Annotated in this window: 22 protein-coding genes; 9 read left to right on the top strand and 13 right to left on the bottom strand. The window is 46.1% G+C overall.

Annotated elements, in window-relative coordinates:
- Window positions 1–23 precede the first annotated feature (23 nt).
- The 4 genes from EYB58_RS12195 to EYB58_RS12180 all read right to left on the bottom strand — a co-directional run bounded on the left by EYB58_RS12195 (window position 24) and on the right by EYB58_RS12180 (window position 4043).
- Window positions 24–1979: an LTA synthase family protein gene (locus tag EYB58_RS12195; RefSeq protein ID WP_242637340.1), complete on the bottom strand. Its 1956-nt coding sequence runs from the start codon at window positions 1977–1979 to the stop codon at window positions 24–26.
- A gap of 91 nt (window positions 1980–2070) precedes the next feature.
- Window positions 2071–2880, bottom strand: coding sequence for a phosphatase PAP2 family protein (locus EYB58_RS12190; RefSeq protein ID WP_242637339.1), 810 nt, complete (start codon window positions 2878–2880; stop codon window positions 2071–2073).
- A 639-nt stretch (window positions 2881–3519) separates the two neighbouring features.
- On the bottom strand, window positions 3520–3678 hold the full coding sequence (locus EYB58_RS12185; RefSeq protein ID WP_242637338.1) for a TonB-dependent receptor: 159 nt from the start codon (window positions 3676–3678) through the stop codon (window positions 3520–3522).
- Between the two features lie 44 nt (window positions 3679–3722).
- Complete coding sequence (locus EYB58_RS12180) at window positions 3723–4043, bottom strand: hypothetical protein (RefSeq protein ID WP_207309041.1); 321 nt, start codon at window positions 4041–4043, stop codon at window positions 3723–3725.
- A gap of 398 nt (window positions 4044–4441) precedes the next feature.
- Here EYB58_RS12180 and EYB58_RS12175 point away from each other — a divergent pair, with 398 nt between their 5' ends.
- The 3 genes from EYB58_RS12175 (at window position 4442) to EYB58_RS12165 (ending at window position 7498) form a co-directional block, all read left to right on the top strand.
- Complete coding sequence (locus EYB58_RS12175; protein ID WP_111958196.1) at window positions 4442–4648, top strand: TOBE domain-containing protein; 207 nt, start codon at window positions 4442–4444, stop codon at window positions 4646–4648.
- Between the two features lie 566 nt (window positions 4649–5214).
- Window positions 5215–6480, top strand: coding sequence for a radical SAM protein (locus tag EYB58_RS12170; RefSeq protein ID WP_111958198.1), 1266 nt, complete (start codon window positions 5215–5217; stop codon window positions 6478–6480).
- 85 nt (window positions 6481–6565) lie between these two features.
- On the top strand, window positions 6566–7498 hold the full coding sequence (locus EYB58_RS12165; protein WP_111958200.1) for a hypothetical protein: 933 nt from the start codon (window positions 6566–6568) through the stop codon (window positions 7496–7498).
- A 498-nt stretch (window positions 7499–7996) separates the two neighbouring features.
- On the opposite strand, the gene ahcY is transcribed toward EYB58_RS12165, so the two are convergent.
- Both ahcY and metK read right to left on the bottom strand, forming a co-directional pair.
- Window positions 7997–9439, bottom strand: coding sequence for an adenosylhomocysteinase (gene ahcY / locus EYB58_RS12160; protein ID WP_111958202.1), 1443 nt, complete (start codon window positions 9437–9439; stop codon window positions 7997–7999).
- A gap of 112 nt (window positions 9440–9551) precedes the next feature.
- On the bottom strand, window positions 9552–10724 hold the full coding sequence (gene metK, locus EYB58_RS12155; protein ID WP_111958204.1) for a methionine adenosyltransferase: 1173 nt from the start codon (window positions 10722–10724) through the stop codon (window positions 9552–9554).
- Window positions 10725–11015: 291 nt separating this feature from the next.
- Between metK and EYB58_RS12150 the strand changes: the two genes are divergently transcribed.
- Window positions 11016–11987 carry an adenosine kinase gene (locus tag EYB58_RS12150; protein WP_111958206.1) on the top strand — a complete coding sequence of 324 codons (972 nt, stop codon included), beginning with the start codon at window positions 11016–11018 and terminating at the stop codon, window positions 11985–11987.
- 93 nt (window positions 11988–12080) lie between these two features.
- On the opposite strand, the gene lon is transcribed toward EYB58_RS12150, so the two are convergent.
- On the bottom strand, window positions 12081–14480 hold the full coding sequence (lon, locus tag EYB58_RS12145; RefSeq protein WP_111958208.1) for an endopeptidase La: 2400 nt from the start codon (window positions 14478–14480) through the stop codon (window positions 12081–12083).
- Window positions 14481–14700: 220 nt separating this feature from the next.
- Between lon and EYB58_RS12140 the strand changes: the two genes are divergently transcribed.
- Window positions 14701–15108: a metal-dependent transcriptional regulator gene (locus EYB58_RS12140; protein ID WP_111958210.1), complete on the top strand. Its 408-nt coding sequence runs from the start codon at window positions 14701–14703 to the stop codon at window positions 15106–15108.
- A 143-nt stretch (window positions 15109–15251) separates the two neighbouring features.
- Here the strand turns inward: EYB58_RS12140 and EYB58_RS12135 are convergent, their stop codons facing one another.
- From EYB58_RS12135 to EYB58_RS12120, 4 genes are all read right to left on the bottom strand, one after another.
- Entirely contained in the window at window positions 15252–18452 is a 3201-nt protein-coding gene (locus tag EYB58_RS12135; protein WP_111958212.1) for an efflux RND transporter permease subunit, read from the bottom strand.
- Entirely contained in the window at window positions 18449–19726 is a 1278-nt protein-coding gene (locus EYB58_RS12130) for an efflux RND transporter periplasmic adaptor subunit (protein WP_111958214.1), read from the bottom strand. Before EYB58_RS12130 ends, EYB58_RS12135 begins: the two co-directional genes overlap by 4 nt.
- A 111-nt stretch (window positions 19727–19837) precedes the next feature.
- On the bottom strand, window positions 19838–20269 hold the full coding sequence (locus EYB58_RS12125; protein WP_111958216.1) for a YebG family protein: 432 nt from the start codon (window positions 20267–20269) through the stop codon (window positions 19838–19840).
- A gap of 379 nt (window positions 20270–20648) precedes the next feature.
- Entirely contained in the window at window positions 20649–22358 is a 1710-nt protein-coding gene (locus EYB58_RS12120) for a cache domain-containing protein (RefSeq protein ID WP_111958218.1), read from the bottom strand.
- Between the two features lie 351 nt (window positions 22359–22709).
- On the opposite strand from EYB58_RS12120, the gene EYB58_RS12115 reads away from it, so the two are divergent.
- From EYB58_RS12115 to EYB58_RS12095, 4 genes are all read left to right on the top strand, one after another.
- The gene (locus EYB58_RS12115; RefSeq protein ID WP_111958248.1) at window positions 22710–23492 is read left to right on the top strand and encodes an alpha/beta hydrolase; all 783 of its coding nucleotides are present in this window, start codon (window positions 22710–22712) and stop codon (window positions 23490–23492) included.
- A 77-nt stretch (window positions 23493–23569) separates the two neighbouring features.
- The gene (locus tag EYB58_RS12110; protein WP_111958220.1) at window positions 23570–24061 is read left to right on the top strand and encodes a GFA family protein; all 492 of its coding nucleotides are present in this window, start codon (window positions 23570–23572) and stop codon (window positions 24059–24061) included.
- 186 nt (window positions 24062–24247) lie between these two features.
- Window positions 24248–25096: an SIR2 family NAD-dependent protein deacylase gene (locus tag EYB58_RS12100; RefSeq protein WP_111958224.1), complete on the top strand. Its 849-nt coding sequence runs from the start codon at window positions 24248–24250 to the stop codon at window positions 25094–25096.
- The gene (locus EYB58_RS12095; RefSeq protein WP_111958226.1) at window positions 25096–25326 is read left to right on the top strand and encodes a hypothetical protein; all 231 of its coding nucleotides are present in this window, start codon (window positions 25096–25098) and stop codon (window positions 25324–25326) included. Before EYB58_RS12100 ends, EYB58_RS12095 begins: the two co-directional genes overlap by 1 nt.
- Here the strand turns inward: EYB58_RS12095 and EYB58_RS23960 are convergent, their stop codons facing one another.
- Complete coding sequence (locus tag EYB58_RS23960; RefSeq protein ID WP_242637337.1) at window positions 25327–25560, bottom strand: isochorismatase family protein; 234 nt, start codon at window positions 25558–25560, stop codon at window positions 25327–25329.
- Between the two features lie 19 nt (window positions 25561–25579).
- On the bottom strand, window positions 25580–25795 hold the full coding sequence (locus tag EYB58_RS23955; protein WP_242637336.1) for a cysteine hydrolase family protein: 216 nt from the start codon (window positions 25793–25795) through the stop codon (window positions 25580–25582).
- Window positions 25796–25904: the final 109 nt, after the last annotated feature.

Below are 25904 nucleotides of genomic sequence, written 5' to 3'. Positions count from 1 at the left end.
GGCTTTTTGAAATTCAGGCGCTCTTAAATTTTACCAGAGAATAAAATATAATAGCCCAAAACACCTTTAGCCCTCTCTATCTCTGTCTTTTCTTTAGTGTTTTGATCCAAAGAAGATACTTTAATTTGTGCTACCCGTTTCAAAGGCCGTCCCCATCGATTCAACCGGTGGATAAACACATAATCCGCACCCTGATAATATGCCATAAGATCTTTGATTCCGGGATACTCTTTTGATACTTTTTCAAGAACGGGATTTTCTTGATCCAGGCCCATCCGATTGATTCGCTTTCCCGGAGACAAAAAAAGCAGTTCTTCTTTGTTTAGCAACCCCAGTTTCTGGTAGTTGGCGATCAGGGCGCGGTCTTTAAAGTCGGAAGAGAGTATATCCTTCCCGAAAAAGAAACTCTCATAGGAGATGTTCAACAACGCCAGCAGGGTGGGGGCCAGATCGATCTGACTGGATAGCGTATCTACCTGTCTGGCCCGGATATATTTTGGCGAATAGACAAACATCGGGATATGGTATTTTTTAACCGGAAGACCGACTTTTCCGGCGCTGCCGGCGCAATGATCCGCCACCACGACAAACACTGTATCCTTAAACCAAGGCTGATTCTTTGCCTGTTTCATCAACTGTGACAGGGCATAATCGGTATATTTCACCCCGCCGAACCGGCCGCTCCCCCCCTTGCCTTCTCCAGGAGCCAAATCAATCTTGCCCTCAGGAAAGGTAAAAGGCTGGTGATTACTGGTTGTCATGATGTGAAAGAAAAAAGGTTTTTGGGCTTTGTATGATCTGTTGGCTTCACGGATCGTCCGGTTGTACAGGTCTTCGTCACATACGCCCCAAGCGTTCTTAAATGTGATCTCGCTGGTGTTCAAACGGGGCTGGTCTACAATTCTATACCCGTTCCCTGAAAAAAAGGTGTTCATGTTGTCGAAAAAACCCCGGCCGCCGTACAAGAAGGCCGTATCGTAACCCAAGTGTTTGAACACTTTACCCAGGCTGTACATTCGTCTGTTGTCCGGACGCTTGACAATGGACCTTCCCGGGGTGGGGGGAATGGACAGGGTAATCGCCTCAAGCCCCCTGGTGGTCCTGGTCCCTGTGGCATAAAAATTGGTAAAGAGCAGTCCCTGCTTGAACCAGTTGTCCATGAACGGCGTGATATTGTTGTTCTGACCGAACCGGGTCAAATATTCAGCGCTCAGGCTCTCTACGGTAATCAGTATGACGTTCAGCTTTTGGGGATGCCCCTGGGCCTCAATATACCTGTCAATATTATAGGCTTTGTCATTGGGTGTGCTGTTGTCCTGAACCAGGCTTTTTAAACGGATCGAAAGGTCATGGTCGTTCCCTGTCGCATAGAACTGCCGGTAATCCAGCTGGTTGTTCCGGAAGGCGGCAAAGAGCTGATAAGGACCGTTGGACGCCAGTTCGTTCACGTAGTTGTTGTCGGAAAGCTGCCGCTGGGACTGATTAAGCATGAAAAAGGATAACAGCGGGAGCATCAACAGCAATCCTGCAATCCCCGCCCGTTTTTTAAAAGGCTCCTTTAAGAGAAGGGGCGTTAAAACTACAGGACGGATGAAAAAAAATAGAATGGCTGTAAGAACGAAAAGAAGCGGCAGGATATAAAAGACCGGATAGGATTGTAAAATATTGTCGGCAACCTCTCTTCTGTAGACCAGGTAATCTACTGAAATAAAATTGAACCGCACGCCAAATTCGCTCCAGAAGTACCACTCGGCAACCATGCAAAATCCAACACCATAAAGAACCAGAAATAATCCGGCCTGGGTCAGGTACCTGAATATTTTGCTGCTCAGCCATTTATTGGGCAGGACAAGAAAAAAAAGGACAAAAGGAATATAAAAATAACTGGTAAAAGCAATGTCATATATCACTCCTTGGCCAAAAATATAAAACCAGGCAGATGAAAAGTCATCAATGAAAGGCCAGGCCCTGATCAGCAATACGAGCCTCATCAAGGCAAAACCAATAAGAGTGACTATTGAGAGTTGAAGTATTAGAAGGAACCGTGTCTTAGGTAATTTATTAGGCGACTTAAAAATGTTGAGAGCCATTGAATAATCCTCTCCATTGTTTGGGATAAAACAAATAATAAACATAAAATGCGGCATACCAGCAGATGACCATGGAAAACAGATCGTGGCTGGGAAAGTGAGCGCCTCGAACCTGCTGCCCCAATCCGTATGCCCCGCCCAGGAACAATCCGGCAGCAAGACCCAATTTCTTATCGGAAGCCCCTAACTGGTGCATCAAAAAATAAAGGCTGAAAAAGGTATATCCACCAGAGGCATGCCCTGCCGGGAAGGCCTGTCCTATGGGAAGGCCATTGGGCACAAGATCAAACAGACGGATATAGGGAAGCGATCCGTAAAATGGAAGGATATCCCATGGGGTATAAATATGGGTTGCTTGCTTGAGGGCACCGACAATGATCGGCCCTGCAGCAGCGGCAACGAGGAAATAGAGCATGGGCTTCCGATATTTTCTAAAAGGCTTATGCAAAAGAGTGGTAATAAAGCCCAGAAGCCACAACCCTGCGGCAAAGATATTGAAGAGCCGTCCACCTTCGTGAAGCACCTGTTCAAACAGCCAGTGATCCCGGAAGGGCCAGGAATGGGTTGATTCATTAAAAAAAAATGATTCCCACCAAATATCCAGCCCGCTGTATTCACAAACGATGGCCGAAACAATAATAAACAGTGGAAGAACCGTCATCCACAGCCCCATGGATGAATGAATCTGGGTGCATTTCGGAAAACGACCACTTCGATTTATGGGGGAACAGCAAGCTGTCCCGATACAGGGACCTGCTGCTGAATATCGGCTGATAATATAATTCTTCACTGATTATTAAACCCTCTTCATATGGATACGTCTTTTAGATAGGCAAAATAGCACCGCTATTATGAAGAAACTGTGAAGAACGGAATGATTATAGGATAAATCTTATTTCAAGAATGGGGGCATTGACTTTGTCTATCAGTCCTATGTTATGCTTGTCATATAAACTGGAATTTTAAGCACAGAGGGTAAAAAAGATGGAAAAAATTATGTAACCAGTTTTTTTGGGATTTTTCAAATGCGTCGTAACGGATTGAATTACAAAGCGATACTAACTCACACAAGCGTCACTTGAATACTCTATAAATTCAATTAGTTAAGACCACTTGCAACATAAGTCTATCATTGATGGCTTTTAGCAAAGTTTTCCAACTACAACATATTGTGTCAGCAACAGAAGGCTGAAAATTATTTGAGAGCACGTAAAGTGCATTGGCACGAGCCTGATTATGGGACAGTTTTTGGTTGAGACGGCCGACGGCTGTGGCATGGATTGTGAAAACGCCTGCACAAACCGCCAGTAATCCGGTTAACACTGCCCATATCTGCGGAATCAGCAGTAACCCAGTCCATCCCAAAATCCTTTTATATGAACGTCCCAATTAAGTTGAGTAAGGGGTGTTGGACCAGGTCAGCCCATGGTTAGAAAGTAACAGAAACAGACGCATAAACCGTGAAAGGCGCGCCGGTTTGATAGGTGGAACCAAGTGTTTTGTAGTCAGTGGTGTTGATTATACTGATATATTCCTTGTCAAAAATATTATTGACCGTCAAAGAAAAATCAAGATTTTTGATTTTCATCTTGGGAATAGCACCGGACTTATAGGTCAAATCAAAGTCAAATATCACGGCTCCGTCAATTCAAGACCCACCAGATTATCAACTACGCATACGGTCAAACACCCTTGAACCGCAGGGGCACATCTGTGGCACAACCCTGCCGTTTCAAGAATCAGCACATCTGTTTTTTGATTTTCTGCCCAATCCCACACTTCTTCCAGATTGGCCACATAAAAATGATCCGGACAAATGTAGTCACTCAGCCCAACACAAACCGGTATGCCCAGACTACGGTAACGCGCGTCATCCGCAGTTTCAAGACAATCAATCTTGCATGCCGAAACCTGAAGGCTGTCTTGCTGCAGATGGCGGATAACCCGCATCATCACGGATGATTTCCCAGAGGATGGCGGGCTGGCTACAATAACAAATATTAGAGACAAGGACTTTTTTTCTCATGTTATCAATGTCGTCTATAATTTTTAAGTGACGTTTAAAAACTACAAAATTAAGCATCGAGATTATACATTTTCTGAAAGAGTCAACAATAGACCCTAAACTTGTGTTCGATAGGTGCATCCCCAAAAACTTTAAAATCATTCCCAGTTGATTTTTCAAAAGTTTTAATTTATTATCCCAATTTGTAACAAAAGAGACGAGCCTATCCTGCTCTCATATAATACCCACACCGCATAAAAGGGACTTACTGTCGGCAATATTCAGATGTATTGAATCATGCAAAAGTAAGGTTTTAATAATAGTAGATAAACAGGAGAACTTTGTTATGGCGTTAAGCGCAAGAAATCTTATTAAGGGAACTGTCAAGGAAGTTAAAAAAGGCCAGGTAATGGCTGAGGCCACCATTGAAATCGCACCAGGCGTAGAGATTGCGTCTGCCATTACAACCAACTCAGTGGAAAAATTAGGAATTGCAGCAGGAAAAGAAGTGACTGTTGTAATTAAAGCAACCAGCGTTATGATAGATGCCTGATCATTATAATTTTTCTTAGCAAAATTTAGGGACTTAAAAAAAGTTCGGTGTAAAATTTATGGCATTTATTTTTTCCGAGTCCCTAAAGCAATTTTGTTAAAAAGGGAAATCTATTCAAAATACCGCCTTAAATGCCGGCATTTTTATTATCAACGAAATTGTTAGCCATTAGCTACAATATTGTTATAACAATCAAACGCACACCATTCTTTTTCCCAATCCACCACGGAATAAAATATTTTTCCACTGTATTTTCGGCGGTTTTTATCACCTTTTTCATTTTTCTTATTCCATGGCATTTCTATTGCATTGGTCTCATTTATCAACATGAAACTACGTTGACAGATTTCATGGCGCTGTAAGAGTGACGGTAAATACCGTAGTCTGAAAGCAAAATGGCGAGGCAATGTGAATCAGTATTTCCCATAGGATAATGTCCGGGTGGATTACAGACGTTTTCATGAGATCCTTTCTGATTTCGGTGTCCCGTACAATACAATGATTACTTTCTGGCATGATGCGTTGCCTGTCCGTAATTTTTACATTTTAACACCCAGGAGAAAGAAATGGATCTATCCAACCACCCATGTTTTAATGCCAAGATGAAAGGTATCTACGGACGAGTTCACCTTCCGGTTGCACCACGCTGTAATATCCAATGCAATTACTGTGACCGAAAATACGACTGTGTCAATGAAAGTCGGCCCGGGGTGACCAGTGCGGTCCTGAAACCGAGCCAGGCGATGATCTATCTCGATTATGTGCTTGAAAAAGTAAAGAATATTTCCGTTGTTGGGATCGCAGGACCAGGCGACCCGTTTGCCAATCCCGATGAAACCATGGAAACGCTTCAGTTGGTAAAAAAGCAATACCCTGAGATGATTCTTTGCTTGGCCACCAACGGTTTAGGTATCGGCCCGTATATTGATGACCTGGCCGAGATGAATGTCAAACATGTCACTGTCACTTTAAATGCAGTTGAGTCTGATATTGGATCACAACTGTACTCCTTTGTTCGTCATGGTAAGAGAACTTTAGGCCCCAGACCTGGCTTCGAGGTTTTGCTGGAAAAACAACTCGAGGCGATCACCCGCCTTAAAGAAAAAAACATCACTACCAAAGTCAACACCGTCATTATACCGGGAATCAATGACGGCCATATTGAAGCGATCGCTGAAAAGATGGCTGAACTGAAGGTGGACGTCCTCAACTGCATCCCTTTTTACCCTAATAAGGGGTCTAATTTTGGCCATTTGAAAGAACCGTCTAAATCACTAATAAAAGATATTCGAAAAAAGGCGGCAAAACATATTCCCCAGATGTATCATTGCACACGTTGCCGCGCCGATGCCGTGGGCATTCTGGGTGAAGACAATAGCCGGGAAATCACCGAAAAACTGCAGGAATGCTCCCAGATGCCCGAAATTTACGGCGATGAGCGACCTTATGTGGCGGTTGCCAGCCTTGATGGCCGACTGGTCAATGAACACCTTGGAAAAGCAGAAGAATTATTAATCTATGGACAAGAATATAATGGTGAAATTTATCTTGTCGAAGCCCGAAAGACACCCAAGCCTGGCGGTGGTGCACAGCGTTGGGAAGACTTAAGCGACATGCTCAGTGATTGCAGGGCATTGATGGTCACCGGGCTCGGTGACAGCCCGCGTCGAATCCTCGGCCAAAAGAAAATCGATATTTTAGAATTGGACGGAACAATCGCAGAGGCTGCCGAAGCCGTTTTCGAGGGGCACAGTATGGACTTCATGGTCCAACGGGATGTCCAGGCATGCAACGAAAAAAGTCCCATGGCCGGGATGGGGTGTGGATTTTGATCGCCCATGGCAAAAAGCCTTCGGCAATGTTCTATCCAAAACAAAGAAAAGTTAATTTTTTCACCAATAAAAGAAGGGGTTGAAAATGGAAGCCTTGAAGACAAAATACGGTGTAGTAACCGATTATCTGAATCTGGAAAAATACGCATCCGGCAATCCCGCTTCCCTTATTTTTACGGAACGCATTGAAATAAAAACACCCGTCGGAACCATTATTCCCCAGTATTCAGTAGATGATCATGGAAGACGGATATTAAGACCGATTACCTTCTATGATAATGGAAATATTAAAAAAGCGCCGCTCCAGGAGGCAGCTGACATTGAAACAAGCTACGGGAAAATATCCACGGAACTTATTATATTTTATGATGATGAAGTCTTAAAAAAGATTTTTCCCCTTAATGGCAAATTAAGCGGTTACTGGGGAGAAAAAGACGAATATGCCCTGGCCAAGAACCTTGAGTTGAAACTGCCCTGCGGAACAATTAAGGCCAAGATAATTAATCTGGTCTTTTATAAAAACGGCAATATTAGAAGCATCACCCTATGGCCCCAGGAGACGGTTGAGGCCAAAACACCATTGGGCACAATGCCTATTCGCGTTGGCATCTCCTTTTATGAAGACGGCTCTGTTAAATCGGTTGAACCGGCTGAGCCGTATACTGTTGAAACAAAAATTGGACCGATATCTGCGTATGATAATGATCCCGAAGGTATTATGGGGGATATCAACTCTTTGCAGTTTAGCAACCAAGGGGAAGTGACAGCGCTAAGCACCACCCAAAATGCCATAATATTAAGAAACGAAGCAGGTGGAGAGGTAAAATATACCCCTTCTAAAAAAGAAAGTCTTTGTTCTGAGAACGTAGTGGTAACCGTTCCGCTTCAAATTGAATTTACAAGTGAAACAATCCGTTTTAACCATAGTACTTCCGAGGAGTATAATTTGTCGGAATGCTCATTCGAAGTAATCGATTATGAGAAAAAAACAGCAAACCCCTTTTATATATGTAATTAACCCCATCACCGTATTCTCTGTAAGGGCTTGAGCGCCCAAAACCCTTCTAAAACCAAAAAAGGCTGCCGGGTTTCGGCAGCCTTCTTCGGAAAAGGAAAAAGATGAATTTATTTTTTTATCTTAATTACAGATACTATACAGCAAGCGGTGTGCCAAGCGACCCAGCCTTCTCCTCAAGAAATATCAATATATTGTTTTTATTAATCTTTTTAATAAAAACAACGTTTCATATAATTTTTTCACGGCAGATGCACTTCCTTTTACCGCTTTCCACCAGGGAAAAATTCAAATTTTTAAACTCTCATAGACGATCTCATTAGCTCAAAAACTATAACATACTTATAATATAGATAAAAACATCGATTTATTTTCTTGAATAATCTTTTTAGGCCTGGTCCATTTTTCTGAACGCCGGAACAATCAGCTCATTTCGACACACAAAAAGGCGGCCCTTTTGCAAGGACCGCCTTTTTTATATTATTTCCGGACGGGAACGAACTAGTATCGGTAATGATCCGGTTTGAACGGCCCATTAACAGGCACACCAATATAATCGGCCTGTTCCTGGGTCAGTTTCGTCAAGTTAACGGACAGATTTTTCAAGTGCAGTCTTGCCACTTCCTCATCCAGTTCCTTGGGCAGGGTATATACTTTTTTCTCTAGATCTTCATGGGCCAGTTTGATCTGGGCCAGGGTCTGGTTTGAAAAACTGTTGCTCATAACAAAACTGGGATGCCCCGTGGCACAGCCAAGATTGACCAGACGCCCTTCGGCCAGAACAATGACAGAGCGACCCGAAGGCAGCATCCACTTGTCCACCTGGGGCTTGATCGTAATCTTTTCGGCGTTGGGATGGTTATCCAGAAAGCTCATTTCGATCTCGCTGTCAAAATGGCCAATGTTGCAGATAATGGACTCATCTTTCATCTGTGCAATATGCTCACCTGTGATGACATGGTAATTACCCGTGGCAGTCACAAAAATATCGCCCCGGGTTACCGCTTCGTCCATGGTGACCACCTCGTAGCCCTCCATGGCGGCTTGAAGTGCACAAATGGGATCAATCTCGGTGATCAGTACGATGGCGCCGTAACCTTTCATGGAATCGGCACACCCCTTACCCACATCACCGTATCCGGCCACGACTACTGTTTTGCCTGCAAGCATCACGTCTGTAGCCCGTTTGATACCGTCGGCCAGTGATTCCCGGCAGCCATAAAGGTTATCAAATTTGGATTTGGTCACTGAATCATTGACATTGATAGCCGGGAACAGCAGTTTACCAGCAGAAGCAAGGTGATACAACCGATGAACACCGGTGGTGGTTTCCTCGGATACGCCGCGGATCTTTTTGGCAATATTTGTCCAGCGCTGTTTATCCTGATTATAACTTACCTGCAGACGATCCATGAGGCAACGCTCGTCCAGGCTGTTAACCTCATTGTCAAAAATAGACGGATCAGCCTCAGCCTCAACCCCTTGGTGAACAAACAAAGTAGCATCACCACCGTCGTCCACAATCAGGTCAGGACCAGAGCCATCCGGCCAAGTAAGCGCCTGTTCTGTACACCACCAAAATTCGTCAAGGGTTTCGCCCTTCCATGCAAAGACGGCAGCCGTGCCCTTATCTGCAATAGCGGCAGCCGCATGATCCTGGGTGGAAAAAATATTGCACGTAGCCCAGCGCAGATCAGCGCCCAGCTCATAGAGCGTATCAATGAGCATCGCTGTCTGAATGGTCATGTGCAGGCTACCCATGATCTTTAAACCCTTAAGCGGTTTTTCAGTGCCGTATTTCTCCCGAATCGCCATCAGTCCGGGCATTTCCTTTTCAGACAGCTGCATGTCTTTATGTCCGTCTTCAGCCAGACCGATATCCTTGACCTTATAGGGCAAAGACAGGTCTAATTTTATACATTCATTATCTTCCTTTTGACTCATAAATACTCCTTCTCTTTTAATTTATAACCCTGACAACATATGTTGAGGATTAAAAATTATTTCCAACGCCGAAGTTGGGCAAATTAACAAAATCTTGATCATCTATTTTAAATTATAACCCTGCAAGGGACCTGATCTGGTCGGCCTTAATGGTTCTTTCCCAATAGAAATCAGGGTCCTTGCGTCCAAAGTGCCCATAGGCAGCTGTTTTTCTATAGATGGGACGCAGCAAATCCAGCTCGGCGATAATGCCTGCCGGCCGCAGGTTAAACACCTCTTTGACAATGTCACACGCCTTTGATTCTGGAATCTTTCCGGTTCCCATGAAATCCACCATCATGGATACAGGTTCGGCCACGCCAATGGCATAGGCGATCTGCACTTCGCATTTATCGGCAAGTCCTGCTGCCACAAGGTTTTTCGCCACATACCGGCCCATATAAGAAGCAGAACGGTCAACCTTGGAAGGATCTTTTCCGGAAAAACAGCCGCCGCCATGGCTGCCCTGGCCGCCATATGTGTCCACGATGATTTTACGACCGGTCACACCACAGTCGCCCATGGGTCCGCCCACAACAAAACGGCCGGTGGGGTTGATAAAAAAACGGGTGTCACCGTCCATCATCTCGCCAGGAATCACTTTTCTAATAACATCCTTGACTATAGCAGCCTTAAGATCCTCATAGGAGACATCCGGTGAGTGCTGGGTGGAGACAACCACTGTGTCAACCCGTTTGGGCACGCCGTTCACATATTCGATACTGACCTGTGATTTTCCATCAGGACGCAGAAAATCAAGGGCTCCGTTCTTCCGAACCTGAGCCAACCGCTTGGTCAGATTATGGGCATAGACGATAGGCATAGGCATCAATTCTTCGGTCTCATTGGTGGCATAACCGAACATCAGACCCTGATCGCCGGCACCTTGCTCCTTGTAAAGCCCGTCGCCTTCATTTACCCCCTGGGCAATGTCGCCGCTTTGCTGATCAATACTGGTGACCACAGAACAAGTTTTCCAGTCAAACCCCATGTTGGAGGAGTTGTAACCAATATCTCTAATGGTGCTTCTGACCACTTCGGGAATATCCACATAGCAGTCGGTTGTAATTTCGCCGGCCACCATGGCAAGACCAGTAGTAACAAGTGTCTCACAGGCCACGCGACATTTTTTATCTTCGGCCATGATGGCATCGAGAATGCTGTCTGAGATGGCATCTGCCACCTTGTCAGGATGGCCTTCGGTCACAGATTCAGATGTAAACAGAAAAGTTTTGTCTTCTGACATAATATCTCCTTACGCTTATGGGGTAATTTATTTATGCGTTTTCGTATATAAAATTTCCCGGCTCCGGCGCTATAAAATTGAAATTTAAAATCCACCAAACCCAATGCGGGAAATGCAAAAATCGATACATTAATGACACTTATCGCAATCGTTGTCAATGGTTCAGAAATATATATCAAGATATCTGTATATTTGCATAAATTCTATGAAATCCCTTGACAAGCGAGCCGGACTTTTTGATGATAACCATCATTTTATAAAAACACTTATCTAACCAAATGGAGATATACTATGCCTTCCAATACAATCACCGGAATCGGCTCTGCTTTAGTGGATGTTCTTATCAACGAGACCGATGAATTCCTACAAAAACTCAGCAAAGAAAAAGGCGGAATGACCTATGTAACGGCCGATGAACACCAGTTCATCATATCTGCATCGTCCCAGATACCGGTGATTGTACCCGGAGGGGCTGCCTGTAACACCATCCTAGGTGTGGGCAAACTTGGCGGCGCAGCCAGATTCATCGGGGCCCGGGGCAAAGATGAATACGGGGATATTTTTGAAAACGAGGTCCGGGGGTGCCGGGTTGAACCAATGCTTACTTCCTTTGATACCCCCACCGGCAAGGTATTATCCATTGTAACGCCGGATGCCCAGCGCTCCATGTTCACGGATCTTGGTGCCTCAAGCCTGCTGGATCCTGCCGGCGTTACCAGTCAGGTGTTTTCAGACACGGCCATTGCCCTCGTGGAAGGCTATCTGCTGTTTAACCGCGACCTGATGATGGCGGCGGTCAAAGCCGCCAAAGCCGCCGGCGCTTTGGTAGCCCTGGATCTGGCAAGTTTTGAGGTGGTCAATGCCTCCAAAGATATTCTGCAGGATTTGGTCAAGGAATATGTGGATATCCTCATTGCCAACGAGGACGAAGCAAAGGCCTATACCGGGGAATCAGATGAAAATGCCGCCATTGAAAAGCTGTCTGCCCATGTTACCTATGCAGTTTTAAAAGTGGGAAGCCGGGGCAGCTATATCTTCCATGACAATGCAGTCACCCGCATTGCACCGGTAAAAGGCAATGCCCCGGTGGACACCACGGGTGCAGGAGATCTGTGGGCCGCCGGCTTTTTATACGGCATTGCCAACGGCCTTTCCATTGAAAAAAGCGGCGCGTTAGGGTCGATGTGCGGATACGAGGTGTGCCAGGTCATGGGCGCCCAGATCCCGGGTCCGGTGTGGGAAAAAATCAGAGCAACGATATAATGTCCACAGCAAAAGCCTGTTTAAATCAAAAAAGAGTGCCGCCCAAATCGTCCAAAGGACTTCGGAACAGCACTCTTGTAAACGATACAACTACTATCCAAAAACGATATTATAGACCTCTTTATATTTTTTGACAAAATGAAACTCAATGCCCTCTTTAATATGTTCGGGCAGTTTCTTAAACTCACTGCTGCACCCATCGGGCAGGATGATCTCTTTGATGCCCACCCGTCGGGCGGCAATGATTTTTTCCTTGATTCCACCCACGGGAAGAACCTCTCCTGTAAGTGTAAGCTCGCCGGTCATGGCCAAAAGTCTTTTAATCTGGCGACCCGATGCCAGGGACACAATGGCTGTGGCAATGGTGATGCCGGCACTCGGGCCGTCCTTGGGTGTGGCCCCTTCGGGCACATGGATATGGATAAAGGCCTCATCAAAATAGTCAGCACCGATACCGTAAAGCGTTGATGACGAGCGCACATGGGAAAGTGCGATGGAGGCCGATTCCTGCATCACGTCACCAAGCTTTCCGGTCAATTTGAACCCGGAATCTTTTTCATGCACCTTCACCGCCTCAATGGACAACGTGGCACCGCCCATGGCGGTCCAGGCAAGACCTGTCACAATACCTACCCCCGTCATCTGCTTTTCCGGGGTGAAGATAGGCGGTCCCAGCAGATCTTCCAGAGAATTGATGTTGATCTGAATCTTTTCTTTTTTCTCCTTTAAAATCTTGACAATGCTTTTGCGGATGATCTTGTTCAAAGACTTTTCAAGGTTACGAACCCCGGCTTCCCGGGCATAGCCCTCAATGAGATGCCGGATGGTGGGATCGGTGATGGTGATGATGGAAGCATTGAGCTTATTCCGCTTCAAAAGCTTGGGCCATAAATGCTTTCTTGCGATCTCCATCTTCTCGGAGGTGATATACCCGCTTAAATTAATACGGTCCATACGGTCCAGCAAGGGGGGTGGAATGGTGTCCAGGGTATTGGCCGTGCAGATGAACAGCACCTTGGACAGATCAATGCGAAGATCCAGATAATGATCCAAAAATGCTGAATTCTGCTCGGGATCCAGCACTTCCAGCAATGCCGAAGCAGGATCTCCCTGGTAGGAGGCACCTATCTTATCAACCTCATCAAGCATGATCACAGGGTTGGCCACGGCCGTGTCTTTCAACGCCTGGACCATTTTGCCGGGTAAAGCCCCCACATAAGTGCGTCGATGCCCTTTGATCTCGGCCTCGTCGCGCATACCCCCCAGGGAAAACCGATAAAACTTTCGACCCAGGGCTTCGGCAATGGACTTACCAATGGAGGTTTTTCCCACACCGGGCGGTCCCACAAACAAAATGATAGATCCTGAAATATCCTTTTTATATACACCTGCGGCAAAGAACTCGATGATCCGCTCCTTGACATCGGAGAGCCCGGCATGATCCCGGTCAAGTACTTTTTCGGCCCGCGCGATATCAATATTGTCTTCGGAATATACCCCCCAGGGAAAAGATGTGATCCAGTCCAGATAGTTACGGGTTACCCCGTACTCCGAAGACCCGGTTTCCAGCACGGACAGTTTTTCAATTTCCTCGTCAAAGCGTTTAACCACATGTTCCGGCGGTTCAAGCTCTGCAAACCGTTCCTTGAACTTATCCACATCAGACGTTTTATCGTCTTTTTGGATGCCAAGCTCTTTCTGGATGGCTTTAAGCTGTTCTCTGAGAAAAAATTTGCGTTTATTGTCATCTACCTTGGTGTTGATATCCTTCTGGATTTTTGTCTGCAACTTGGCGATCTCAATCTCCTTTTGCAGAAGCATCATCACCTTTTTCATCCGATCCAGAAGGGATTCGGTTTCAAGAATGTCCTGTAGATCATCCCCGGAAGCCGTTGTAATGCCTGCCGCAAAATCGGTCAGAGGAGACGGCTGGTCCGGCGAAAAACGATTCAGGTATTGTTTGAGTTCTTCCGAATACAAAGGATTCAAGGATAAAAGCTGTCTGATATTTGAAATAATGGAAATGGCATAGGCCTTGACCTTGTCCTCATCTTCCTTGGATTCAGGAAAATATTCCACTTCAGCCACAAAGGGCGGCTTATCAGACAGAAACTTTTTAATTTTAAACCGTTCCAGGCCCTGGGCAATGAACTGCAGATTACCTTCTACTTCCTGGACGTTGAGCATGCGTACAACGCATCCGATCTTAGGAAAATCTTCTTTATATACATATTTTCCCTTGACTTCACTGAAATAGGTCAGTCCTAAAAGCCCCTGGTTCTCTTTGCTTGACTTGGCCAAGGTTTCTTCCCAGCGCTTCTTACTGACAAATAAAGGCTGGACCTGTGCCGGCAGGTGGGGACGTCCGGTTATGGGAACAAGATACAAAAACTTAGGCTTGGTACTCTGGGTAATCAACTCGTTTTTGTTTTCCTTTTTCTCTTCATCTTCTGTTACAATCTCTGGCGTAATGGGTTTGGAATCATCGCTCATGGATTTACCTCTATCATGAAAAGTTATTGAGTACGGGTAAAGGCTACAACAACATATTGTAATAGTATAATCAAATTTTACGGTCTGACAACACTTTAAACTTGGCTCGCAAAATGTAAGACAATGCCTAATTTTTTTTGAAACTTTCAAAAAATATATTGATAAACTTATCAAGACGCTTCATTATAAGAAATGCTAAATTTCAACTGGAGGAAGATGAATGACAAAATCACTTGACCTGTCCGAAAGCCTGGAAGACTATCTTGAAACCATACTTGAACTTCAGACAACCAATACGGTTGCCCGGTCAAAAGATATTGCCGAACGGCTCGACATCAAGCGCGGATCCGTCACCGGGATGCTCAAAAAACTGGCAGCCCAGGAACTGATTAATTACGAACCCTACGGCTATGTGACCCTGACAGCCAAAGGTGAAAAGATAGCAAAAGAAATTGAAAAGCGCCATATTATGTTAAAAGATTTTCTAATCCGTTTTATCGGCGTGGAGGAACAAAAGGCTGACGAAACCGCGTGCCGCATGGAACATGCCATGGACACATCCACCTTTAAAAAATTCCAGGCCTTTATTCAAACCATGGACGACTGCCCCCACCGGGAAGGCAATTAGTCAGGGTCCCTAACTTAAAGAATCAATCAGAAAAACAGCAGTTGCGGTCAGCCCCCTCTGCTTTTTTTTGATCTACCTTTTTCCTGCCCGGTTCTGCAAATATGAATGGATCACGGGCCGGATATCCCCGTCATATTTCCCACTCACTTTTGTACATCCTGCCCGCCTGTTAAAAACAAAGTCACTTCACGAATCACCACATACAGGGCCGGTACAAAAAGCAGGGTTAGCACTGTGGCGGCAACCAGACCGAAACTGATACTGACGGCCATGGGAATAAGAAATTTAGCCTGAAAACTTGTTTCAGTTAAAAGCGGGGCAAGGCCTGCCACCGTGGTGAAGGAGGTCAAAATAACAGGACGAAACCGGCTTTCTCCGGACTTGACCACAGCATCAAACACGTCTGTCCCTTTAGCGACTTCAACATTGATAAAATCAATGAGAATCAAAGCGTCGTTAACCACAACGCCGGACAGCGCAACAATACCGAAAATCGAAATCATGGTAATATCCAGCCCCATTATGAAATGCCCCACAATAGCCCCGATCAGACCAAAGGGGATCGCGGTCATAATGATCAATGGCTGGCTGTAGGAGCGAAACTGGCTTGCTAAAAGCAAAAAAATAATCATGGCGGCCACAATAAACCCGTTCATCAGGCTGTGCATGGACTCCTTGCTGCGCTTGGCCTGGCCTTCAAGGTCATAGTCAACCCCGGGGAAAGATTTGATCATATCAGGCAGAAAATTTTTACTTAAGTCCGTTACAATATTCTGGGCATTGGCAATATCCTCATCAAGATCGGAAGTTACCGTAATCACCCTGTGCCTGTCCACACGCTTAATTGTGGCGTATCCCCTTTGGGTCTCAATCCGGGCCACCTGGTTCAAGGGAATCTCCCGGTTGTCCTTTGTCCGGATGCGAAGCCGGTCTATGCTGGATTCGGTCTCCCGTTCCTGCTTGGAATACCGGACCATGACCTTGACATCATCTTTCCCCCGCTGGATTTTAAGAACCTCATCGCCGTAATAGGCTTGGCGAAGCTGGGTGGCGATATCAGCCATGGTGACGCCTAAAGCTTCTGCACCCGGTCTGATATAGATCTGTTTTTCCATCTTTCCCGGCCTGAAATCATCGGTGATGTCAAAGGTGCCCGGATAGGATGCCATCTCTTCCTTAAGGGCCTGGGCTGCCGCTTCCATCTGGGAAATATCACTGCCGTGCAGGCGAATTTCAATGGGGTTTCCCCCGGGACCGCCACCGATAATAGTGAATGTAGACTGCTCCGCCCCGAGAATATCACCGGTGAATTCCCGCCATTTGGCCGACACCTCCGAAGCCAGGATATCCGGACGCATTGCAGCCGGTAAGATCTCGATCCAGGCTTCACCGCAATGCCCGCCCCAGATCCCCTCTTTCCAGTCCCGGCGTGGTATCCCCCCCACCAGGGAAAAGGTGTTTACAATAATATCTTTTTTATCCTCAACCCGTTCCCTGAAATAATCGTTGAGTTTAAAGGCACCTGCCTCAATCTGCTTAATGGTTTTCTGGGTAGTGTTAAAGGGGGTGCCCAAGGGGTACACAATTTCCGAAAGCAGCCAGTCGGAATCCGTTTTCGGAAAAAAGGTATACGGTACATGCCCACCGGCAATCAGTCCTAAACTTATGATCAGGCATCCCACCCCCACCACCAGGGTAAAATATCTATTTTTAATACAATAACGCAGTATTGGAAGATAATATGCGTAGATAATGCGATTCAATCCCTTTTCCATCCGGATTCTCAGAATGCCGTGAATATAGGTGATATCTTTTTTAATCCAGTGGACCCCCCAAAAAAGCACCTTGTAAATCCTTGGCCTGCCGTCCCCCCCAGATGCGTGGGACAGGGTACTTTCCAGGTGGGCAGGAAGAATAAAAAAGGCTTCCAGAAGGGATATAAGAAGAATACAGATCACGGACTGGGGCATGACGGCAATAAACTTTCCCATGATGCCGGAGATAAACATTAAAGGCGCAAACGCCACGATGGTCGTGATCACGGCCATGACCACAGGCCCACCCACCTGTTCCATGGCCGCCATGACAGCCTGCTTGGGTGTTTTGCCGGCAGCGTAGTGGGTATAAACATTCTCCCCCACAATAATGGCGTCATCCACAAGGATGCCCAGGGTCATGATAAACCCGAACAAAGAGAGCATATTCACTGACGCGCCAATGTATTCCAGGAAAAGAAACGCCCCCATAAATGTAATGGGAATACCCGAGGCCACCCAGAAAGCAAGGCCTAAATCCAGAAACAGGGCCAGCACCACAAACACCAGGAGAATGCCCTGGATTCCGTTTTTCAGTAAAAGATCAATGCGGTCCTGGACCATATCCGCTATATTGTACCAGTGCCCAAGGCGGATTCCTTTGGGCAAATCATCCCGGGCATTATCAATATAGGAAAGCACCCGGTTTGAAATGGCAATGGTATCCTGGGAACTGGTGCGCTTCACCACCACCATAGCTGCCGGCTGCCCATTGAACCGGGATTGAAGATCCTGGTCCTCAAACCCGTCAACCACCCGGGCCACATCCCCGAGTCGGACCACAGTGCCGTCAGCCCTTGTCACCAGAGGAATCTGTTCGTATTCAGCACCGGTGTACCGTTTACCCTTGGCCCGAACTAAAAACTCGCCGCCGCTGGTTTTAATCAGTCCGCCGGGCAGCTCAAGGCTTCCCGTGCCCACGGCACGCACCACGTCATCAAAGGAGAGGGAAAATTTACGCAAATTTTCTTCGGAAATTTCCACTGAAATCTCATACTCCCGGACACCCATGAGTTCTGCCAGGGAGATCTCATCAAACCCCACCAGATCATCCCTGATTTTGTCGGCTGTCTGTTTAAGGATTCGTTCCGTCACATCACCGTAGACAGCCACATAAATGGCCGGCTCATTATTTTTGATCTCAACGACCACAGGGTCTTCGGCCTGGGTGGGGAAAGAGTCGATCAGATCAATCTCGGTTCTAACTTCGTTGAGCTTGTCGGTGATGTCCGTGCCGGCATCAAGTTCCAGTGTGACCACCGCATGGCCTTCAATTGCGGTGGAATACATGGTTTTGATATTTTCAAGGCTTTTGAGCTGTTCTTCAATTTTGATGCAGATGCCCTCTTCCACATCCTCGGGGGAGGCCCCCGGATAATCCACGGCAATACTGATCATATCCAAAGAGAACTGCGGGAACATCTCCCGTTTCATGTTCATGGCCGTGAACATCCCGGCCACGATCAGAAACACCATGACCAGATTCACCGTAACCCGGTGTTCCACCGACCATTTGCCAAGGGCTTTCATGGGTTGTCCCCACCCTTTTTAACGGTGATGGGCATACCGTCCAAAGCACCGGGCAAGGGTGATTCAACGATCAGGTCACCCGGGGCCAGCCCCCCGGTGATATAAACATCTTCTTCAAACCGCCGGATTACCTTGACCTTTTTAATCACAAGATGATCTGCCCGGGCCAGATACAGGGTATCCGGAGAGCGCATAAGTGTTCGCGACACCTTAAACACATCCTCCTTTTGTTCTCCTTTGACACGGCATTTGACAAAAATACCGGGTCTGAGCAGCAGCAAAGGATCCTTGACATCAAGGGTGCCGATTTCAACGGTCATGGGCATGGTCCGGGTTTTTTCGTCAACGGCAGCTTTAATTCTGACCACATGGCCCGGCCACACCGGAGAGCGTCCACCTTCCAGATTGGCTATAGTTAAACGCACTGGGGGCCGCCCCCCGTCTTCAAAAGCAGAACCCAACCATTGAAGCTCTTCAAGGGGAATACGAATATCAACATCCAGGGCATCTTTTTCATATATAACCCCAAGCACCTGACCCGGATTAACGTATTCCCCTACCTGGACCTGTTTTGTCATCACAAATCCGTAAAAATCGGCTTTAATTTCAGATTTTTCAAGCATCAGACGAGCCGTTGCAAGTGCGGCCTGGGCCGAAGCCAAGGCCGATTTTTTCAAAGCCATGCGCGAGGGGACAAGTTCCTGGGCATTGGTGATTTTCTGCAACTGATTTTTCGCAGACAGATACTGCTGCTCCACCTTATCCAAACTGGTTTTGGATGCAAACTGATTTTTGGCCAACGCCCGGAACCGCTCCAGTTCCTTGGACGTTAATTTCAGATTAGAGTGGGCAAGTCCGGCATCTGCCTTTAAATTCAGTGTCTCCTGTTTAAGCAGACGGATATCAGCCCGGGACTGGTCCACCTGAACCCGGGCTCTTTTTTCATCCAGGACGAGGGTACGCTGATCAATGCGCAAAAGGATTTCGCCTTTATTAATGCGTGCGCCTTCCCGGAAATCGGGGTGGATATAATCAATGCGCCCCGCAATCTCCATGGCCAGTTTCACACTGTTCCGGGGTATAACCGTCCCAAAGGCCTCAACAGTCATATCAGAACTGCCCGATACTGCCGGAACACATAACACCGTCGGCGGCGTGTGTGCCATTTCCTTTTTTTGGGGTTTTTCCCTGGAAAAAAACAGCCACAAAGCCACGCCTGCTGCAAGCAGCAGAACCACAGCCACACGTATCAGTCTAAGTAGAAAAGACGGCATAGAAATTTTCCTCTGGCTAAAAGCCTGCCCCGGGGATTTAAAGGCATTCACACAATAGCCCGACAACCGATAGGATCAACGATTTTCAGTTGAATTTAAAAAAAATCTCGCCTATTCACTCTTTTTTGAAGATTCCCCCTTTGTGCGGGGAGCCGCTTTGGTCGTAGGTTTGGGAACAGATTTGACGTCAGAAATTGTTTGGTTTTCAGATGTATCGGCCCCTTTGGAGGCCGCCTGTTTTGCAACTGCCTTACCCCGGGTTTTGGCCACTTTGGAAGTAGACGCGCTCTTTTTCCGGTCATTTTTGGCTTTGGGAGAGACGCCCCTTAAAATAGGCATCACCTCATCGCGTCTTTCAGCAAACAAAAGAGAAATTTCTTCTTTGCGGGTTTCATCAAGAACGATATCAGAGTTTTGAAGAAAATCGAACAAATTGTCGGCAATATCTAACATCTTGTCATAGGCGTCTGCTTCTTTTTTTGTCGCGAATGTCATTTTTTCATCTCCATCCCTGACAACAATATATTGGACAATTACGGGCATTTTTTCTCCTTGAGAATAAAATTCTTTAACAAAGGAAAGCGGTTCATTTAACCTACCTTTAATATAAAAAAAACAGCACCGGGTAAAGCTATTTTACAATTTGGTTCTTTAGCATTGTGCTGTCTGTTCCTGATGATAAAAAAGTAAATAAACAAGCTCTTAGGACCGCAGATTAAATAAGTTGGGCAAAAATAACGCCGAATTTTGGTTCATCTACAAGGCGCATTAAAGGTTGAATAGCAGGCCTATTGGACCTTTGATGCAACGAAGTAGATGGGCCAAAAGGCACGTTATTTCGTTCAAGTTATTTAATCTGCGGTCCTTAGGGTAACGTTGCAGCAGACTGCTTGTGAATTTTTGCATTTCGGTAATCTAACAATCACGAAATATCCATTTTTTCATCTTTAATGAGCTTCAGGCAGGCGTCCACGCTAGGTGCATGATATCGAATTCCCCGGCCGTTCTGTATCTCCTCCAGTGCGGCTTCCATACCAAGAGACGGCCTGTAGGGGCGGTGGGATGATATGGCCTCAACGATATCGGCAACCGTCAGTATTTTCGCTTCAAGAAGAATTTCCTTATCGGTCAGATTCCTGGGATAGCCCGAACCGTCAAGGTATTCGTGGTGCTGGTATACGATTTCCGCAACCGGCCATGGGAAATGAATGTTTTTCAAAATATCATACCCAACTTTGGAATGGCATTTGATTATTTCATGCTCCTGATGGGACAAAAGCGTCGGTTTGGACAGAAATTCGGACGGCAGGGCAATTTTGCCGATATCATGTAGCAGTGCAGCAAAGTGCAGTCCTTCAATCTGATGATCTGAAAGTCCAAGTTCTCGTGCAATGGCACAGGCCAATCGGTCAACCCGTGTCTGATGGCCGGCAGTGTAGGGATCACGTTTTTCTTCGGCAAGGGCCAATGACTTCACGGTCTCCTCAAGGTTTGCATGCAGGATGTCTCGACTCTTTTTAAGCTCTTCCATGGCCATTTTCCGGTCTGTGATGTCCCGCGTCACCCCTCTGTATCCCAAAAGCCCGTCATTTTTTGAAAAAACCGGCACCGCATTGTTTTCGACAACCACATGCTGGCCGTTTTTTTTCTGGCATGTGGTCTCAAACCCTTTAAATGATTTTTGGCTGCCAAGCAGATTTTTGAAGGTTTCCTGATACAGATTTTTTAAATCGATGGGCACGAAATCCATGATGGTTTTGTGCATTGTTTCATCCGAGGAGAAACCCAGCAACTCTTCCACCCTGGGGCTTGAATAAGTATACCGCCCCTTTTCATCGCTTTCCCATATCCAGTCACTGGTGTTTTCCAGAAGGCTCCGGAAGCGCTCTTTGCTTTCTTTGAGCGATTCGTTCAGTCTCTTGCGTTCAATGGCGGTTCGCATCAATTCATTGTCGGCCTTCATGGACTGGCGAATGGAATATATGGATAGCATCAGGGCGATGCCAAGGATAGCGGTGGAAATAGCCATAAAATTATTGCGTATGGCGTTGATTTCCGCATAAATGTCATCAAGATACATACCGGTACCCACAATCCAGCCCCATGGTTGAAAGCCTTTGATATAGGACAGCTTGGGAGAAATTCTGTTGGGGTCGTCTTTCCATTGCCACTGATAATCAACAAACCCGGCGCCTTTCTTTGCAACCATCTCGTTAAATTTTAAATAAAGACTTTTGATACTTGGATCTCGAATATCCTTGAGGTCTTTGTTCACAATATTCGGGCGATACGGATGCAGAATAAACCGTGGCGCCATGTCGGTAATCCAGAAATAATCTTTTTTTTCAGGACCGTACCGGAGGTTACCGATCCGGAGGAGTGCTCGGTGTTGAGCCTCGGGGCGGGTCAGTTCGCCGGACAGCTCGCGTTCGTGGTAGTTATCAAGCAGGCTCCAAACCGTTTCGGTCAACTCGTGGATCATTTCCTTCTTCCTGCTGATAAAGCTTTGTTCAATATGAGGAAGAAAGAGAATAAACATGGCAATGACATAAAGAATGATCGTCAAAAGTGCCGGCACGGCAATTCGCCGGGAGGTGGTCTTGAATATATTCTGTATTACATTTTTCAGCATACGACCTGCCCTCCCCAAAAAACTAAAAGCCAAATAACTACTTAAATTTAGAATTTAACATACTCCCATAAATCTACAAAAACCTCAATCGTTCCCAAGGAAAAACCGAAGCGCTTCCTGAACATCCTGAAATAAGGCTCCGATTGTTTTTTTGTCTCCAACGGCCGGGTTTTTAAAATCCGGAAAACAGGTTTCAGATTGATGAATATAGACCAACCACGCCATCTGCTGCCGGCAAGTTAATTCATGGGTTCATCATTCACCATATTTTTCTTGCATGATTTGGCCGGGCAAGGATATTCTCTAATTTATTTTAATTTTGGTTCTAAAAAATCAAAGCGGAGGATATCCATGAGACAAAATATAGTAATGATTCATGGGATGTGGGGAGGGGGATGGTATTGGGAAAAATACAAAAAATTTTTCACTGAAAAAGGATATAAATGTCACACACCCTATCTTCGTTACCACAATGTCGATCCAAAAGCCGAACCTGATCCCCGGCTTGGAACGACCAGTCTGATCCATTATGCCCAGGATCTTGAAGATTACATTAAAAAAAAAGGATTCAATACAAAACCCATCATAGTGGGCCACTCCATGGGGGGCCTGCTGGCGCAAATACTTGGCGCCCGGGGAGTCGCTTCTGCGCTTGTACTTTTAACGCCTGCCTCTCCCGCTGGTATTTTTTCATTGAATTTTTCGGTTATAAAAACGTTTTGGCCGATATTATTTAAATGGGGTTTCTGGAAAAAACCGCATTCCTTGCCGTTTAAAAATTCCGTGTATGGAATGATGCACCTTATGAGCGAAAATGACCAGCACAAGCATTACGACCAGTGCGTGCACGAATCTGGAAAGGCTGCCACAGAAATCGCATTTTGGCAGCAGGCAGCCTATGTAGACGAATCCAAGGTAAAATGCCCTGTCCTTGTGGTGGCTGGTAAGAAAGACCGCATTACACCAGCAGCGGGAGTAAAAAAGGTAGCTCAAAAATATGGCGCGTTTCCAAAGGATTACAAGTGCTTTGATAAACACGCCCACATGGTGGTTTGTGAGCCTGGATGGGAGGATGTTGCCGGGGGGGTTTGGGAATGGTTAAAAGACACACAATCCAAAACTGACGGAATATAGACGCCCAATCGTGATCGATACATGAATGTCGGTTTTAAATAAATTTGATAATTTGATAAACAGAACAGGTATTGATAATGGAAAACAAATTTGGACCTGATTACGCCTCCCTGGAAGACACAGAATTTGTAGCCAAGTACCAAGCCTCATGCTTTTGTGGCGCGGTTCGATATGAGGTGAGTGCTGATCCAGTGGATGCCAAAATTTGCCATTGCACGACTTGCCAGAGGCTACACGGTGCCCCTATGCAGTGGGCAGCAATTTTTCACAAACGCCATGTAAGATTCACCGCTGGTTTGGAGAATCTAATTTTCTATAATAGTGAACAAAACCAGCCAGAGCGCATTCTCCCCTGTAAAGTTCGCTGCGGCAAATGTGGCACCCCCATTGCCGACGAGGGACACAGAATGTGGCTCGCTTTTCCATCATTGTTTGATTTTGGACACCCCGCCAATGTGCCGGCGTCATTCCAACCGACCTGCCATCTTTTCTATGGTACAAGGGTTATCGAGCCTCATGATGATTTGCCCAAATGGTCCGGGCACAAAAATCATTCCGAGCTGCTGTAAACTGTTTCATTGATGAAACGATAAAAAATTACCCGGGACTGCCTTAAAAACCTGTGGTAATACCATCGGCACCTTTGATATGATGATTGTGGCCCATGCCGGAAGCCGGGATATGGTGCTTGTAATCAATAATGAAAGGCATTTTCAACGGATGCCGGATCTTAGAATTGAAAATGAGGCCGGGTAATGCCGGTATATTTTATGGACAACCTAAACAAAAATATCAAACAGGCTTGCCAAGCAATTAAAGATGCAGACGCACTTTTTATAACGGCCGGTGCCGGTATGGGCGTCGATTCGGGTTTGCCTGATTTCAGGGGAAATGCAGGTTTCTGGAAAGCTTATCCGCCCATAGCGAAACTGGGTAAATCGTTTAGTGAAATGGCAGACCCTGTCTGGTTTGACAAACAGCCTGAAGTTGCCTGGGCGTTTTATGGGCACAGGTTGAATCTTTATCGTGAAACAATCCCCCACGAAGGCTTTTCAAAATTGCTTGATCTAGGAAGACGCAAGCCGTACGGATACTTTGTATTCACCTCGAATGTTGACGGGCAGTTTCAAAGAGCCGGCTTTGATGATGCATTGATTGAAGAGTGCCATGGTTCTATCCACCATCTTCAATGCAACGGACCATGTTCCAGCGACATATGGGCGATTGGGGAAGAAAAAGTCAATGTTGATATGGAAACGTTCAGGGCTACAGGCGAGTTGCCGAAATGTAAAAACTGTGGAAGACTGGCACGCCCCAATATTTTAATGTTTGGAGACTGGAACTGGATATCCCACCGCACCAGTGAACAAGGGGCACGTTTGCAGAAATGGCTTGAAAAGCTTAACAGCTTCAATGCAAAGTTGGCCATTATTGAAATGGGGGCAGGCCTTGCCGTACCTACGGTAAGATATAAATCCCAACGAACCGGCCGGAACTTAAATTCAACTTTGATACGCATCAACCCAAGGGATTACCATGTCGGTCAAGGCGGAATCGGCCTGCCGCTTGGCGCCAGGGAAGGCATAAACCGGATTTTGTGCTGATGAATAAGGATGATTATCTAAAAGCCGACTTACAAAGGCGCTTTCAAAAAGAGGCCGATAATTTTGTACTCTTGCATAAGAATGGCCTGTCTAAATCTAAACGACATATAAATAGACAGATTGTGGGTCATCGATTCCTCGATAAACTTTTTAAAAGTAAACTATTTTTAACATCCGGGGCCTGCCATCCGGACATGAAGCAAACTCTCTCCACCGCTGGTTTTCATTGACTAATTGACAATAGGCAGAATTTTCCGAAAATCATCGGTATTCGCCCGTAAAGCCCATTGAAAAATAACAATTTCGGTGGAACTGATCACAGCACCGGCCTGTTTCAGCAGATCATTGGCGATATCTCGGTTCTCATTTACACGGGAGGCCACGGCATCTGCCACCAGATGTACCTGGAAATCGGACTTCATGAGATCCAAGCAGGTTTGCAGGACACATTCATGGGTTTCCATCCCGACCACCACGATCTTTTTATGATTGAACCGTGGGAATAAAGTTTTTTTCCAGGCAGGCACTGAAGTGCTCTTTCTGAAAAACCTGTGGTGAATCAATTCCCTGGAGCAGTTCAGGTAGAGTTTTGCCAATCCCTTTTTTGTACTGTTCCGTCAGCAGAATTGGAATGCCAAGAGCATTGGAGGACTTAATGAGTTGACGCACCTTGTAGACAATTTTTCGCCCACGAATCAATGGCCTTGAGCATCGCCTGCTGAAATTTGTCCGGAAACTGACTCCTAAGGTCAGTCGAACCGCCTTGGTACGTGCTCACGTATGCCTGGAGGTGGGAGTCCTACTCCGA

The organism is Desulfobacter hydrogenophilus (assembly GCF_004319545.1).
Classification (GTDB): Bacteria; Desulfobacterota; Desulfobacteria; order Desulfobacterales; family Desulfobacteraceae; genus Desulfobacter; species Desulfobacter hydrogenophilus.
The sequence above is the reverse complement of the archived record's forward strand: the minus strand, read 5'-3'. Positions and strand labels throughout refer to the sequence as shown.

Coding starts and splice junctions, on each gene's coding strand:
- EYB58_RS12185 (WP_242637338.1), bottom strand. CDS start 3,678: ATGAAAATCAAAAATCTTGATTTTTCTTTGACGGTCAATAATATTTTT.
- EYB58_RS12180 (WP_207309041.1), bottom strand. CDS start 4,043: ATGATGCGGGTTATCCGCCATCTGCAGCAAGACAGCCTTCAGGTTTCG.
- EYB58_RS12175 (WP_111958196.1), top strand. CDS start 4,442: ATGGCGTTAAGCGCAAGAAATCTTATTAAGGGAACTGTCAAGGAAGTT.
- EYB58_RS12170 (WP_111958198.1), top strand. CDS start 5,215: ATGGATCTATCCAACCACCCATGTTTTAATGCCAAGATGAAAGGTATC.
- EYB58_RS12165 (WP_111958200.1), top strand. CDS start 6,566: ATGGAAGCCTTGAAGACAAAATACGGTGTAGTAACCGATTATCTGAAT.
- ahcY (WP_111958202.1), bottom strand. CDS start 9,439: ATGAGTCAAAAGGAAGATAATGAATGTATAAAATTAGACCTGTCTTTG.
- metK (WP_111958204.1), bottom strand. CDS start 10,724: ATGTCAGAAGACAAAACTTTTCTGTTTACATCTGAATCTGTGACCGAA.
- EYB58_RS12150 (WP_111958206.1), top strand. CDS start 11,016: ATGCCTTCCAATACAATCACCGGAATCGGCTCTGCTTTAGTGGATGTT.
- lon (WP_111958208.1), bottom strand. CDS start 14,480: ATGAGCGATGATTCCAAACCCATTACGCCAGAGATTGTAACAGAAGAT.
- EYB58_RS12140 (WP_111958210.1), top strand. CDS start 14,701: ATGACAAAATCACTTGACCTGTCCGAAAGCCTGGAAGACTATCTTGAA.
- EYB58_RS12135 (WP_111958212.1), bottom strand. CDS start 18,452: ATGAAAGCCCTTGGCAAATGGTCGGTGGAACACCGGGTTACGGTGAAT.
- EYB58_RS12130 (WP_111958214.1), bottom strand. CDS start 19,726: ATGCCGTCTTTTCTACTTAGACTGATACGTGTGGCTGTGGTTCTGCTG.
- EYB58_RS12125 (WP_111958216.1), bottom strand. CDS start 20,269: ATGCCCGTAATTGTCCAATATATTGTTGTCAGGGATGGAGATGAAAAA.
- EYB58_RS12120 (WP_111958218.1), bottom strand. CDS start 22,358: ATGCTGAAAAATGTAATACAGAATATATTCAAGACCACCTCCCGGCGA.
- EYB58_RS12115 (WP_111958248.1), top strand. CDS start 22,710: ATGAGACAAAATATAGTAATGATTCATGGGATGTGGGGAGGGGGATGG.
- EYB58_RS12110 (WP_111958220.1), top strand. CDS start 23,570: ATGGAAAACAAATTTGGACCTGATTACGCCTCCCTGGAAGACACAGAA.
- EYB58_RS12100 (WP_111958224.1), top strand. CDS start 24,248: ATGCCGGTATATTTTATGGACAACCTAAACAAAAATATCAAACAGGCT.
- EYB58_RS12095 (WP_111958226.1), top strand. CDS start 25,096: ATGAATAAGGATGATTATCTAAAAGCCGACTTACAAAGGCGCTTTCAA.
- EYB58_RS23960 (WP_242637337.1), bottom strand. CDS start 25,560: ATGGAAACCCATGAATGTGTCCTGCAAACCTGCTTGGATCTCATGAAG.